General features: G+C 64.6%; 3 protein-coding genes and 1 pseudogene. 1 reads left to right on the forward strand and 3 read right to left on the reverse strand.

From position 1 onward, the window contains the following. Positions 1–30 precede the first annotated feature (30 nt). The 3 genes from NKL06_RS31010 to NKL06_RS31020 form a co-directional block, all read right to left on the reverse strand. Positions 31–1,683, reverse strand: a complete 1,653-nt coding sequence (locus tag NKL06_RS31010; RefSeq protein ID WP_023668187.1) for an ABC transporter substrate-binding protein — start codon at positions 1,681–1,683, stop codon at positions 31–33. Positions 1,684–1,935: 252 nt separating this feature from the next. After that, complete coding sequence (locus NKL06_RS31015; protein WP_023690813.1) at positions 1,936–7,983, reverse strand: translocation/assembly module TamB domain-containing protein; 6,048 nt, start codon at positions 7,981–7,983, stop codon at positions 1,936–1,938. A gap of 2 nt (positions 7,984–7,985) precedes the next feature. Beyond that, positions 7,986–9,914 (reverse strand): autotransporter assembly complex protein TamA, encoded by a 1,929-nt coding sequence (locus NKL06_RS31020; RefSeq protein WP_352581512.1) that lies wholly within the window; start codon positions 9,912–9,914, stop codon positions 7,986–7,988. A 277-nt stretch (positions 9,915–10,191) separates the two neighbouring features. Between NKL06_RS31020 and NKL06_RS31025 the strand changes: the two are divergent. Beyond that, positions 10,192–15,677, forward strand: a pseudogene (locus NKL06_RS31025) (alpha-2-macroglobulin family protein). The last annotated feature ends 40 nt before the right edge of the window (positions 15,678–15,717 follow it).

Consider the following 15,717-nt stretch of genomic DNA (forward strand, 5'->3'; position numbering starts at 1 on the left):
GAGCGAAGCGCCCCTTCCCTGACGTTCCAATCACGCCTGGTCGAGCCAGACCTTGCCGTAGTCGCGCTCGAAGGTCGGATGCATCTTGTAATTCTGCACCGCCTTGACCGAGTGGCTGTAGAGCTTGCGCCAGTATGGCTGGATCATGATGCCGGAATCCTGCAGGATCTGCTCGATGTCCTTCATCATTTCCTTGCGCTTGGCCGCATCGGCGACAGCCAATGCTGCATTAAGCTTGGCATCCCATTCGGGGTTGGAATAGGCCGACTCGTTCCACGCCTCGCCAGTGCGATAGCCGATCGCCAGAACCTGAACGCCGAGCGGGCGCATGTTCCAGTTGGTCATCGACAGCGGGTACTTGGTCCAGTCGTTCCAGAACGTCGAGCCCGGCAGCACCGTGCGCTTTACCTTGAGGCCGGCGTCGCGCATCTGCGCGGCGATGGCGTCGCCGGTATTCTTGTGCCAGTCTTCGTCGACCGTGATCAGCTCATGCTCGAAGTCGGCCTGGCCGGCTTCCGCCATCAGCGCCTTGGCCTTGGCCGGATCGCGAGCGACTTTGGGCAGCTCGTAATATTCCGGGTGGATTTGGCAGACATGGTGGTTTTCAGCCACCGTGCCGGCATTTCCGTAGCCAAGCTGCAGAACGACATTGTTGTCGACCGCCAACTGCAGCGCGTTGCGCACCTTCTGATCGCCGTAAGGCTTGTTGTTGATGTTGGTGCGGCACACGATGGTCGAGGCGGTGACGATTTCGGACTTGACCAGGTCCAGTCCGTCGAGGATCGACACATAGTCGGCCGAGGTCTCGAAATTGGTATGGACTTCGCCCGCCTCGAAGGCACTGACCATGGCTGCCGGATCGGTGCCGTAGTCGACGAATTCGATGCCGTCGAGGAACACCTCGCCGTCCCACCACTTGTTGTCCTCGCGGCGCTTGTAGACCACCTTCTGGCCGACATCGTAGGAGACGAGCTCGAACGGACCGGTACCGATCGGGCAGGCTTTGAAGTCGCCGCCCTTCTCGTCGAAGCTCTTGTGGACGATGAGACCGGGATAATCGCACATGTTCGGAATGAGCGCGATGTCGGCCTTGCCGAGCTTCAGCTTGACGGTGTGGTCGTCAACCTTGGTCACGGCGCTTTCGTCGAGTTTGTCGTCCTTGACCAGCGTGCCGAGACGGCCAGGCATCGAATTGCCCTCGGCCTTCTTGTCGGCCCAGCGCTTGAGATTGAAGATGACGTCATCGGCGGTGAAGGCATCGCCATTCGACCAGGTCACACCCTTGCGCACATGCAGCGTGTACTCGGTGGCGTCGTCGTTGACCTCCCAGCTCTCCAGAAGGTACGGGCGGAACGTGTATTCGCTGGTGTACTTGACCAGCGGCTCAAGCGCCTGACGCTCGGCATTGGCGATTTCCGACCAGTCGGCCTTGCGCGGATCCTTGGGATCCTTGACCCATTGCGCGACTTTAAGGATGCCGCCCTTCTTGCCCTGCACCTCTTCGGCCCTGGCTTGGGTCGGCACGGCTACGCCGAGCATGCCGTAGGCCATCGCAGTCGACGCGCCGAACACGCTCGCCATGGCGAGGAACTCGCGGCGATCGACTTTGCCTGCCTTGGCTTCTTCGGCCATGGCCAGGATGTGATCGGGAACGCGATCGCCATTACTCTTGTAATTTGTCATACCTTAACTCCCATTGTTGGCTTTCCGCCTTTTAACATTCCGCATCCCTGCCGTGATGTCAAAGACGGCATGGCTACGGAACCTGTTAGGGAATGTGCAACTTTGAAAAGGGAGCGGTTCGCGTGATAACGACAGACTTGGCGCAAAAGTGCTAGCGCGCCCAGATTCCGCCGGAATCTGCTTAGGCGAGTAATTGATACATTTGGGCGGGTTGAGACAGCGCCAGTTCCGGTGGCGGTAAGGGCCAGGAACTCAATATTCCTTTTCGTAGAATATGCCGCCCTTGGCCTCGCCGCCATCGTTGGCCTCGCCGCGCAGCTTGACGCCGCGTCCCACATTGAGGTCGATCGTCGCCTTGCCCGATCCTGGCCTGTCGCCTTTCTGGATCGTCACATAGGTGCGGTCATTGAGGTACTTGCCCGCCGACACGGCGGTGCCGCCCTGGTCATCGGTGGTCACATCCAGGTCATCGACGCCGATTGCACTGCGCAGGTTTTCGAGCAGCGAGGTCGAGCCGCCGACGCCGGCCAGTTGGCCGGCGGCCTCGGCCAACTGCGCGATCTGAAGCGGCGACAGGTTCGACATAGAGCGGCCGAAAATCAGCTGCGCCAGCACCTCGTCCTCGGGCAGCGCCGGCACCGATGAGAAGTCGAATTTCGGATTGGTCGCTTCGCCCGAGACGACGATGGTGACGGTGGCGCTGGTCGTGGTCGATGTCGCGGTCAAGTTGAGGTAGGGCACCAGCGAGCCCGAAAAGCCGACCGTGCCTTCGGTAAAGGTCAGCCGCTTGCCGAGGATCGACAGCCGCCCACGCTGCAAGGTGAAGGTGCCGACCGCCTGCGGCGAAGCCGCCGGGCCGGTCAGCCTCAGCGAACCGCCGAACTCGGCATCGACACCCCTGCCCTGGATGAAGATCTGGTTCGGCGCATTGACCGTGACGTCGAGGACAAGCCCACTGCCGCCACCCCCGCTGGCCGCCGCCGGTCGCAAGGCCTTGTCCTGCGCCCGCACGGAGGCGGGCGCGTTCTTGTGCTTGACACCGAGCGCCGCCAGCGAGCCCGGCAGCTTATCGGGAACGGTGATGACGGTCTTGGCCAGGTTGACGGTGCCCGAAATCACCGGCGCCGAGGTGAGCGGCCCCTTGATGGTCAGGTCGCCGCCGAGATTGGCTGTCACCACCCTGCCGTCGGTATAGCGGCCGTCAACCAGCTTGATAGACAAATCGGCTGGGAAACCTTGCGCCGGATTGATGCCGAGTGTGCCGGAGGCCGACAGGCTGCCGCGTGTCGACAGCGTGCCGGTCAGCCGGTTGATCCGGGCAACGCCGTTGCCGATCGAAATGTCGGCGGCAATGTCGTTGACGGCAAGGCCGGAGCGCGCGTCGACCAGGCGGGCGCCCGACGTGCTGACCGTGCCGCCGATCACCGGCGACGCCGCCGGGCCGCGCATCTGGATATTGACGTTGGCGGTGCCGCTGAGCGACAGGCCTTGCGCCGCAAGCTTGGCGGCCAGGAAGGAAAATGGCACCTTGCCGTTGAAGTCGAGCACCAGCGCTGGTGTGCCGGCCGTCGTTACCGTACCGCCGCCCTTGAGGCCAAGCCCGGCGCCGTCGCTGATGTCGGCGTTGAAGGTGAGCTTCTTGCCGGCGAATGTTCCCGACGAAGAGATATTCATGCCGCTAAGACCGGCGCTGCGCGTCTGCGAGGTCTGCACCCCACCAGCATCGATATCGAAAGCGACAGTCGGATTGCCCGGCGCGCCGGTTACCTTGACTGTTCCCGAAATCGAACCGGCGGCCTGGAGGCCCGGCGAAAAACTGTTGGCGAGTGAGGCCGGCACCTTCGACAGCGCGGCGCTGATGTCGAGTGCCTGCCCGACCTTGCCGGTCACCGTCGCCGTGCCGCCACCGAGATTGAGCACCAGCTTGTCCAGCGTCGTGGTGCCGTTCGCGATGCTGACGGTCGAGGCCTGGGCGATGGCCGCCTTGATGCCCTGCACCGTGGCCTGGCCGGAAGCGAGTTCGATGGTGGTGGTGCCGCCAGCCACCTTTACCCTGCCCGCAGCCTTCGCCGGAATGCCCTTGACGGTGGCGCCGCCGGAAAACCCGGTCCAGTCGCCGTCGCGCTTCAAATCGACATCGATGCCGCTGATGGCGGTGCCGCCGGAAATGACGCTGTCGGCGCGAATTTTGCCCGAGATGACCGGCGCGGCGAGATAGTTGGCGACCAGCGCATCGATCGACACCGTCTTCGCCTGCAGATCGCCGCGCGTGATCGAAGCGGTCGCAGCCTTGACGGCGACGTTCGGGCCATCCGCGGTCTTTGAGAAGGCGATGGTGCCGCGCACGTCGCCTTCGGCCTTTTCCAGCGCCAGCGCCGCCAGCGGCCCGATATCCGGCAGGTCGAGCGCGATGGTGCCGACCGGCACGAAAGCCTCGTCGAGGGCGAGGTCGCCGGAAATCCTGTTCTTGCCGAGTGACAACAGCAGGCCGTTGATGGCGCTCTTGCCGTCGGCCGTGGCCAGCACCGCGCTGCCTTGAAGCGCCTGCCCCGCGACATTGCCGGTCAGTTGCACATTGGCTGCCGGGTTCGCGGCATCGGCCTTGCCGGTCGCAATCAGCTTAAGTCCGGTGATTTCGCGTTCCGCCACCAGCAGGCGGTCGCTGTTGACCGTCAGCGACAGGTCCGGCGCCAGGCTGGGCCCCTGCGCGTTGAGTGCAAAGCTGATCGCGCCTTTGGCATCTTTCGACAACAGCGAGATGTCGGCCAGTGCACCCTTGATATCTGCGCTAAGCTTGTTGTCGGCGAGGCTGGCCTGACCGTCCGCGGTCAGTGCGCCCGACGCCAGCGTGACCGGATTGGCGCTGACATTGCCATTGGCATCCCGCTTCAGCGTGGCGCTGAGCTGCGTGCGCTCTGCCAGCACGCTGCGCGCCGCCGCCGGCAACGCCGCCGACAGCACGTCGGCGTTGAGGTTGAGGTCGATTGCTCCATCGGCAAAGCCGACACGGCCATTGAAGGCACTGCCCAGCGCATCGCCCTGCACCGAGCCGCTGTCGATGGTGATCGCATCGGCCGCCAGGCTGCCCGCGACCTTGGCGGTGACTTTGCCGGCGATCAGCGGTGCGATGGTCGGATTGTCCAGACCGATCTTGTCCGCCGTCATCGTGCCCGAGATCGGACCGGTGCGGCTTCTCACATCGAACGCGTCGGAATGCAGCGCCAGCGAGATGCCCTCGACCTTGGTGAAATTCGTCGCCACCGACGGCAACACCGCCGAGATATCGAGCTTGGCTTGCGCAGCCTGCCCCGCCGCCTTCACAGACAGCGCCTGCAGTTCGAGCTTGATCGGGCCTTCCACGCTCCCGAACGCCAGCGGCAGGCTCGGACCGGAAGAGGTCAGGTCGAGCGCGAAATCGCTGGCGCCGTTCGGGTTGAGGGTGCCGGCCGCCTTGCCGGAGATTTTCTCACCCGAAAGCGTCGCCTGGTCGAGCACGACGCCGCCGGCCGCGGAATAGCTGCCGGCCGCATCGACATCGAGCGGCCCGAGCCCGGCCTGACGGGTCTGGCTGGTCTCGGCGCCGGCCAGCTTTGCATCGAAGTGGATATCGGGATTTGCCGATGGCCCGGCGATTTGCGCCGTGCCGTCGAGCGTGCCCCCGGCATCGAGGCCGGGTGAAAAGCCATTGGCAAGCGCAGCCGGCAGCGCCGAGAAGGTCGCCGCCAGATCGAGCGTCCGGCCCGCCGTGCCCGACAGCGTCACCGAGCCGCCGCCGAGATCGACTACCAGCTTTTGAATGTTGGTTATGCCATCGGCAATGGTCAGGCTCGACGGCTCGGCGATCGCCACCTTGATGCCGCGCACCGTCGCCTCGCCGGACGCGATCTCGACGCTGGTCGCGCCGCCGGCAATCTTCGCCCGCCCGGCAGCTGTCGCCGGAATGCCTGATATGGTTGCGCCGCCGGTGAAATTCGTCCAGTCGCCGTCACGCTTGAGGTCGACGCCGATGCCACTGACGACGGTCGTTCCCGAGGTCACGCTCTCGGCCTTGATCGTGCCGGAGATCGCAGGGCTGTTGAGATAGTTGGCGATCAGTGCGCTGACGGTGACTGCCTTGGCTGCCACATCACCGCGCGCGATCGACACGCTGGCTGCATTGATGGTGACGGTGGGCGCCTCGCCGTCTTTGGAGAACACCACGGTGCCGCCGATATCGCCGGCCACCGTCTGCCCGGCCAGCGACGCCAGCGGCGCGATGTCGGGGGCGGAGATCGTCAGCGTCCCCAGCGGCAGGAATTTTTCATCGAGCGCGAGGTCGCCCGACACCTTGTTGTCGCCCAGCGCTACGCTGAGCCCCTTGATGGAGCGCTTGCCGTCGCTCGTCACCAGCGCCGCCTTGATGGCGAGCGGCTGTTCGTCGACCGCGCCGGTCAGCGAGACATCTGCGGCCGGGCTCACAATGCCGGCCTTGCCCGATGCGGTCAGCTTGATGTCCTTGACGGTGCGGCCGGAGGCCGTCAGGCTGGCACTGTCGGCCGAAACCGAGAAATCCGGTGCGTTGCGCGCGCCGCTTGCCGTCAGCGCGAAATCGACCCCGCCGGCGATCGGCACGCCGACCAGCGAAGACAGCACCGAGACGTCGCCGAGCTTGCCCTTGATGTCGGCCTGGATATCGCTGCCTTGCGCGCTGGCGGTGCCGCTGGCGCTCAGCGAACCGGAAGTGAGTTCGATCGAGTTGGCGGCGAAAGAGCCCTGCGGATCGCGCGTCGCGGTCGCCGAGAATTTGACCCGTTCGCCGAGCAGCGAACTGATCTGCGGCGGCAGCGCCGTCGACACAGCATCGGCATTCATCTTGAGCGTCATGGCGAGGTCGGCCAGCGCCACCTTGGCCGTCAGCCCGGCATTGAGCGCATCGCTGCGCAGCGTACCCTCATCGAGCGATATCTCATCCTTGCTGATCGAGCCGGAAAGAGAGGCCGTCAGCTTGCCGGTGACCAGCGGGGCCAGTGTCGCCACGTCGGTCTTCAGCCCGGCCGCCGCCAGCGACACGCTGACCGGGCCGCTGCGGTTCTCGAAGTCGAAACCGTCGGAATGGATCTTCGCATCCAGATTGTTCACCTGAGAGCCGCCCGCCACCACCGAGACCAGTGAAGCGCTGGCGTCAATCATCGGCGCCTTGCCGTCACCGAAGGCGCGCGCGGTCACATTGTTGATGGCCACCATGATCGGCTGCGCCTGGGTACCGACATTGACCGTGACCGGCTTGGCTTTGGCCACGAGTTCGACCGAAAGGTCGCTGGCGCCGTTGGGGTCGACCATGCCGGCAGCGGTACCATGAACTGCGTCGCTCTCGATTGCAGCGCGCTCGATGTCGACGCCGCCGGCTGCGGTCGCGGTGCCGGCGAGGTCGAAACTGGTCTTGCCGGCAAACAGCGACTTGAACCGTTCCGGCAGGAACCCTTCGAACGAACCGTCGCCCTTGGCCTCGATCCGGTTGCCCTTGTCGGTCAGCTGGTGCCGGCCGGTGAGCTGGGTAACGATCTGCCCATCGACCATGAAGGTGCCGACGCCGCTCCAGTTGGCCAGCGGCCCGGTGCCCGAGACGACGATGTTGACCGGCGGCGCGCCGGGTAGCTTGAGCAGGTTGGCGATGATGCCGCCGGCCGGCTCGGAAGCCTTGAGATCGAGGTCAAGCTTGTTTTCATCCGGCGCGAAGTGGATGTTGGCGTCGACATTGCCTTGCTTGCCGTCATGGCGGGTAACGTTGAGCACCGTCTGGATCGCCAGCGGCGACGCATCGACCTTGGCCGATCCCTTGGCCGCAAGTTCGGCAATGCCGCTGCCGGCAAGTTGCTGGCCGAGCGCGATCTCCGGCAAATCGATCGCTCTGACATCAAGCGAAACCGGCAGGCCGGTCGACCCGCTCTTGCTCGGCTCGGTGCTCGCCACAGGCAGCCGTGCCAGTTCTATCCGTTCGGCCGCTATGCGGTCGGCGCTGAAATTCTTCGACAACAGCGCCAGCGGCGACCAGTCGACGGCCACCTTGCGGGCCACCAGCCACGCGCCCTCGCGGTCTTCCAGCACGACATGGTCGACCGTCAGCGCGCCGGACCAGATACCGTTAATGCCGCTGACCGTGACTTTGCTGTCCCTTGACGAGGCCATGTCAGAGATGATGCCGGCGAGATTTTCGCGGCCGCGCTCGGTCTTGGTCAGCACGACCAGCGCGCCGATGCCCGCCGCCGCCACGATCAGCAGCGTGTAGAAAAACAGGCGAAGGATGCGTTTCAAAATCTTCATCGTCAGAACGCCTGTCCGATGCCGGCATAGATGCCGAAACGCGGGTCGCCACGGTCGCGGTTGAGCGGCACGGCGGCGTCGATGCGCAGCGGCCCGAACGGCGTGATGTAGCGCAGGCCAACGCCCGCGCCGACCTTCACGTCGGAAAAGTCCGGCGTCGCTGTGGTCGAGACAGTGCCGGCGTCGACGAACGGCACGATGCCGATCGTGTCGGTCAGCGCAATGCGCATTTCGACCGATGTTTCGAAGAAGGAAAGCCCGCCGATCGGCTGATTGTCGATGTCCTTCGGTCCGATGCCCTGATAGGCATAGCCCCGCACCGAGCCGCCACCGCCGGAATAGAAGCGCCTGTCGGCTGGAACGTTCTGAAGGCCGGTGCCGACGATCGAACCCAGCGCGACGCGTTCGGCAAGCACGAATTTCGAGGCCGTGTCGAGCGACTGATAGGCCGACCCCTCGCCCCTGAGCTTGAGGAAGGCGGCGCCGCTCAGAATGTCGTAGCTCGGTTCGGCATAGGCCAGAACCCTGAAGCCGCTGGTCGGATTGAGCCGGTTGTCCCTGTTGTCATAGACATATTGCAGCGGAATGCTGGCGATCAGGTATTTGTGCTTGCCGAAGGCGTCGGTGATCCTGGAATAGTCGAGCGCGATTTCAGCCGAAACCGTCTGCTTCTTGTCGATCTCATAGGACAGACCGGTGCTGCCCTTGACCGAGAAATGGTCGTAGGCATCGGGATGTTCGAGGACGGTCTTGACGCTGGCGATGAATTTCGAAGCCGGCCCGATCACGCCCGGCTTCTCGAACATGATGCCGGCATTGTAGTTGAGCTCGCTGAGATCGTTGCTGCCGATGCCGCTGATCTTGCCCTCGATGCGCAGCTTTTCGGCCCGGCCGAACAGATTTCGGTGGCCCCAATAGCCTTCCAGGCCTAGCCCTTCGGTGTTGGAGAAAGTGCCGCCGACGCCGAAATAGCGTGGTTTGCGCTCGCTGACCTGAACGCCGATCGGAATGTTGCCGTCGGCGTCGAGACTGTCGGCTTCCTTCAGCGTCACGCTGTTGAACACTTCGAGCCTCAGCAGCCGGTCGCGGGCATCGTCGATCTCGTCAGGCGAATATTGCCGGCCGCGTTTCAGCCCGGTCATATATTCGGTGAACTCGCGATCGACCTTCTCGGTGCCATCGACGGTGGTGTCGCCATAACCGGCAACCGGCCCGGCGGCCACCGTCAGCGTCACGTCGAGCGTCGAGGTGGTGTGCTCGGCCACGACCTGCCGGTCGGTGATCCGGGCCAGTGGCCGGCCCTCCTGCTTCAGCGCCCGCACGATCAGCGCCTCGGCCTTGAGCACGGCGCCCGAGCCGGCATCGCCGCCGGCTATCAGGCCGAAATCGGCGCTCGCCAGCCCGGCGGCATCGCCCTCCAGCCGAATATTGCCGAGCGTGAATTTGGGCCCGCTGGCGATGCTGACCACCACCGGGATCGGCTGCGGACCTGTAAATTCGGCATCAGGCGGCAAATCGTCCAGAGCCTTGCCCTGGATGGTGATGGTGACGACGCCTTCATAGCGGGCGTCGGCATAAAGCGCGGCGACCAGCTGTTCGCGGTCGCTACGCGCCTTTGCCAAAAGGCCGAGCGAGCCGGAAACCGGGCGGTCCTCGTCGGATTTCAGCGACGAGGCGTTTTCGAGCTTCTTGACCAAGTCCTTGTCGGCATCGGGCGCTTCGATGGTCACCGCATAGCGCAGCGGGTCGACGATATCGGCGTCTTCGTCATTCGAAGAGTCCCACAATTTGATGCCGAAGAGCTCGAAGGCGGCCGCCGACCCCGATTCGGCAACGAGCACGCTCGAGCACGCCAACGCCACAATCAGCGCGCGCGAAAGCGTGCGCCGTGGCGCACTTACCTTCGACATCTGCGCTTCATACGCCGGCATCAGGACAACCTAGGTTACAAAACTAAAATTGGAATGAAGTTTTGAAGCGCTCGTAAAGGGGCCACAATCCAATTGTCTGAAATAGGCAGGGCTTGGAATTCACACCTTCTGCGTTTTCGCAAGAAAGCGTGATCCCTTTCCCGTGGATGAACTATCGGCATACCGGTCATTGGCCGGTTTGGGAACCGTTGGCGGGCGGAAACCTGCCCGTCCTCGTGTTGACAAGCTTGACTGAAGCTTGAACATGCCGCGGACGTAGCAGTGTCTGGAGGGTGTTATGGCTATGCGCGCGGCGGCTCGTGGTCTGTCGATCTTGATTCTTCTCATTTTCGCCTGGGGGTCTGTAGCGCAAGCGGCCGAAGCCCGCCGGGTGGTGACCTCAAATAATTCCGACTATTTCGGCTTCGATCTCAGATCGGACCAGAATGTCAGCCTCGATCAGTGCAGACGACATGCCTCGGCGACCCCGCCTGCCGCGCCTTTACTTACAACAACAAGGCCAAATGGTGCTTCCTAAAATCCGACTATAACCAGTTGAAACCCTTCAGCGGCGCGGTCGCGGGCAAGGTCGTCAATGTCGATGGCGACCCCGATATCGGCGCCCCGCCGGAACTCGCCTTCTTCCCCAACTGGATGGCCGACCAGGCCCAGCAATACCGCAACAAGCTGACCGATCCGGCCTATGACAAGCCGACCGACGGGCTGGAATCACTCCGCGCCGCCGCCGAACAGGCTGCACTGACCGGCGACCATGGCCAGGCCATGAACAAATACGAGGCCGCGGTCTCGGTCCTGCCTGACGACGGCCAGCTTTGGCTCGGTCTGGCGCGTGAAACGCTTGCCATACAGCCGGCCAGCGGCACCTCCGAATCCTACAATCTGCCGGTCAAAGGCACCTCCGCCGCCATCAACGCCTACAAATTGCTGCGCACCACCAAGACCCGCGCCGAAGTGCTGGCGCTGCTCGGCAACGGCCTCGACCGCCGCGATCTCTACCGTCCGGCCCTGCAGGCTTATGAAGCCAGCCTCGCGCTGGTCAGTTCGCCGGCGGTCAAGGCCGAATATGAGGATCTCAAGGCCCGCAAGGGCTTCCGCGTCATCGATCACTCGATCGACGCCGACACCAGCGCGCCGCGCATTTGCGCGCAGTTTTCCGAGGAGCTGGTGAAGACCGGCGTCGACTACGCCCAGTTCGTCACCGTCGACAACCAGCCGCCCAAGGGCGTCGAGGCCAAGGACAAGCAGATCTGCGTCGAAGGGCTGGAGCACGGCCAACATTACGAAGTGACCTTCCGCGCCGGTCTGCCGGCCGCCATTGGCGAGGTCACCGCCGCTCCGGTCGTGCTGTCGATCTATGTGCAGGACCGCGCGCCGTCCGCCCGCTTCACCGGCGACAGCTTCGTGCTGCCCGCCGGCGCCCGCCGTGGCATCCCGGTCGTCACCGTCAACATGAATGCCGCACAGATGAAGCTCTACCGCATCGGCGATCGTTCGCTGGCGCAGCTTCTGTCCGGCTATCAGTTCCTGAAGCAGCTCGACGGCTATGATATCTCCAGCATTTCCGACCAGATGGGTGAGCCGGTCTGGCAGGGCCAGCTCGACATCGCCAACGACCTCAACAAGGACGTCACGACGTCGTTCCCGGTCGACGAAGCTTTGCCGCAGCGCAAGCCCGGCGTCTACGTGCTGACCGCGCAAGCGGTAAACGAAAACGACGAGGACAATTACAATTCGCTTGCCACGCAGTGGTTCGTCGTCTCCGACATCGGCCTGTCGACCTATACCGGCCAGGATGGCCTCAATGTCTTTGCCCGCTCGCTCGGAACCGCCAAGCCGATCGCCGGCGCCGAACTGACGCTGCTGGCCAGGAACAATGAAATCCTCGGCACAGCCACGTCGGACGCCGAAGGCCATGCTGTCTTCAACCCCGGCCTGACGCGCGGCGACGGCGGCATGGTGCCGGCCGTTCTGATGGCCAAGCAGGGCGACAACGATTTCGTCTTCCTCGACATGGGCCGCGCCGGCTTCGATCTGTCCGATCGCGGCGTCGCCGGACGCGCCGCACCGGGCGCGCTCGATGTCTATGCCTGGACCGAACGCGGCATCTACCGCGCCGGCGAGGATGTGCATGTCGCAGCCCTTGCCCGCGACGGCGCCTCCAAAGCGGTGGAAAACCTGCCGCTGACCTTCATCTTCACCCGTCCCGACGGCGTCGAGAACCGCCGCATCGTTGCCGATGGCGTCTCGGCCGGCGGCTATGCCGTCGACCTGCCGCTGGAAGCCAACGCCATGCGCGGCACCTGGACGGTGTCGATCTATACCGATCCCAAGCAGGCGGCCGTTTCCAGCCAGATGTTCCTGGTCGAAGACTTCGTGCCGGATCGCATCGAGTTCGACATGAAGTCCGACAAGCAGGAGATCGCCCAGGGCGAAACCGCCAACATCGACATTGACGGCCGCTTCCTCTATGGCGCGCCGGCCGCCGGCCTCGCGCTCGAAGGCGAGCTGACGCTGTCGACGGCGCGCGACTGGGACCGTTTCGCCGGCTATTCGTTCGGCCTTGCCGACGAGCAGTCGGCCGAGCCTTCGGTCACCCCGTTCACCGGTCTGCCGGTGGTCGGCGACGACGGCAAGGCGACCTTCCCGGTCACGGTCGACCAGTTGCCCGCGACCACCAAGCTGGTCGACGCCAAGGTCACGGTTCGCATGCGTGAAACCGGCGGCCGCGCCATCGAACGCTCGCTCAACATCGGCATCCGCCCGCAAGGCCACATGATCGGCATTCGTCCGGATTTCGCCGACAATGAGGTGCCGCAGGGCGGCACCGCCAAGTTCAGCCTCATCGCGGTCGACCCCGACGGCAAGCGCGAGACGCTGAAGGGCGCGCAGTGGTCGCTGGTCAAGGTCGAACGCAATTACCAGTGGTACCGCAACAACAACTCGTGGAACTACGAACCGGTCACCTTCACCAAGTCGATCGCCAACGGCCAGGTCGATCTCAGCGCCGATGCCGAGGCGACCGTGACGATGCCGGTCGACTGGGGCCAGTACCGGCTCGAGATCGAGACTGCCGATCCCGAGGGCCCGGCGACCAGCTATGAGTTCGACGCCGGCTGGTATGTCTCCTCGACCTCCACCGAAACGCCTGATGGGCTCGAGATCGCTCTCGACAAGGACAGCTATGCCGTCGGCGACGTGGCCAAGCTGAAGGTGTCGCCGCATTTTGCCGGCGAACTGCTGGTCACCATCGGCGCCGACAAGCTGCTCAAGACCGTCACGGCAACCGTGCCGGCCGGCGGCAGCACGGTCGACATCCCGGTCGGTGACGACTGGGGCGCCGGCGCCTACATCACCGCAACCCTGCTCCGGCCCGGCGATGCGCAGGAAACCCGCATGCCGGCGCGCGCCATCGGCGTAAAATGGCTGACGGTCGACCCGGGCTCGAAAAAGCTCGCGGTTACCCTGACGCCGCCGGACAAGACGATGCCGCGCCAGCAGCTGTCGATCCCGGTTTCGGTCGCCGGCGTAGCGCCGGGCAGCAATGCCTATGTCACGGTCGCTGCCGTCGATGTCGGCATTTTGAACCTCACCAACTACAAGGCGCCGGATCCGGAGGGCTGGTATTTCGGCCAGCGCATGCTCGGGCTCGAAGTCCGCGACATCTATGGCCGTCTCATCGACGGCTCGCTCGGCACCAGCGGCAAGCTCAGGACCGGCGGCGACGGCGCCTCGATGCAGCCGCAAGGCAGTCCGCCGACCGAAAAGCTGGTCGCCTTCTTCTCCGGCCCGGTCCAGCTCGACGCCGACGGCAAGGCGAGGATCGACTTCGACATCCCGCAGTTCAACGGCACCGTGCGCGTCATGGCCGTCGCCTGGACCAAGGAGGCCGTCGGCCATGCCACGACCGATGTCATCGTGCGCGATCCGGTGGTGATCACTGCCGGCCTGCCCCGCTTCCTGGCGCCTGGAGATGCAGCTATCATGCGGCTCGACGTCGCCGACACCGACGGTCCGGAGGGCGACTATGCCCTGTCGATCGCCACGACCGGCGACCTCTCGACCGGCGACAAGCCGTTGCCCGAAAAGCTGACTCTCGCCAAGGGCAAGCGCCAGACGCTGACCGTGCCGCTGGTTGCACAGACGGCGGGCAATGCCTCGATCACCATCAAGCTCGCCCATGGCGACGGCACCTCCGTCGAGCAGACGCTGTATGTCCCGGTGCGTCCGGCGCAATTGCCGGTCACCACCCGTCTGGTCGTCGACCTCAAGGGCAATGGCGGCTCGCTGCGCGTCGACAAGGAGCTGCTCGCGGCAAGCCTGCTCGACGGCGCCTCGATCAGCGTCGGCGTTTCGCAGGCTGCCGCCTTCGACGTGCCGTCGCTGCTGATGACGCTCGACCGCTACCCCTATGGTTGCGCCGAGCAGACCACCAGCCGCGCCATGCCGCTTCTCTACGTCAACGATCTGGCGTCCGGCGTCGGCATGCAAAGCGATCCCGAACTGCACGGCCGCGTGCAGGCGGCCATCTACAAGGTGCTGAGCTACCAGGCTTCGGCCGGCAGCTTCGGCCTGTGGGGTCCGGGCTCCGGCGATCTGTGGCTCGACTCTTACGTCACCGACTTCCTGACCCGGGCGCGCGAGCAGAACTACGACGTGCCGGCCCTGGCGATGAGCCAGGCGCTGAGCAATCTGCAAAACTCGGTCGGTTACGACCAGGACGTCCAGGATCGCGGCAGCGAAATCGCCTACGCGCTCTATGTTCTGGCCCGCAACAAGAAGGCCTCGGTCGGCGATCTGCGCTACTACGCCGACACCAAGCTCGAAGCCTTCTCGAGCCCGATGGCCGTCGCCCAGTTGGCGGCGAGCCTGGCGCTCTACGGCGACGCGCAACGTTCGGAGGCGACCTTCCAGACGGCGCTGCAGCTGGCCAAGTCGACCACCGAGTACGACTACTACCGGTCCGACTATGGCTCACGGCTGCGTGATGGCGCCGCGATCCTGGCGCTCGCCGCCGAATCGAAGCCGGCGCCGACCATCGTGCCGGAACTGATCCGGCTGGTGGCAAGGGAACGTGCCGATGCCCGCTGGACCAGCACGCAGGACGAGTCCTGGATGCTGTTGGCGGCCCGCGCGCTGAAGTCGGGCAACGACTCGATCACGCTGTCGGTCAACGGCGCGCCGCATGCAGGTGGATATTCCAACCACCTCAGCGGCACCGACATTGCCGACAGCCCGCTGACCATCGCCAACACCGGCGCCACGCCGCTGCAGGCGGTCGTCACCACGGTCGCCTCGCCGGTAGAGCCCTTGCCGGCCGGCGGCGACGGCTTCACCATCGACCGCACCTACTACAAGCTCGATGGCACCGAAGCCAACGTCACCGAGGCGACGCAGAACGAACGCTACGTGGTCGTGCTCAAGGTTTACGAGCAGAACCGCTGGCCTTCGCGCCTGCTGATCACCGACCTGTTGCCGGCCGGCTTCGAGATCGACAATCCGGGCCTTGTCTCCAGCGCCCAATTGTCGAACTTCACCTGGCTGGCGCAAACGGATGCAGCCCATCTCGAATTCCGCGACGACCGTTTCGTCGCGGCATTCAATCCCAATGACGGCGATGGCGACCGCAACATCATGCTGGCCTACGTCGTGCGTGCGGTAACGCCGGGCACCTATGCCCATCCGGCAGCCACGGTGGAGGACATGTACCGGCCGCAATATTCGGCCCGCACCGCCACCGGCATGATGGAGATCAAGGCGCCGTAAGGCGCCTTGACGAAGATGAACACGCCGATGTCCGCGACCA

The organism is Mesorhizobium sp. C268A (assembly GCF_040324475.1).
In the GTDB taxonomy this organism is placed as follows: Bacteria; Pseudomonadota; Alphaproteobacteria; order Rhizobiales; family Rhizobiaceae; genus Mesorhizobium.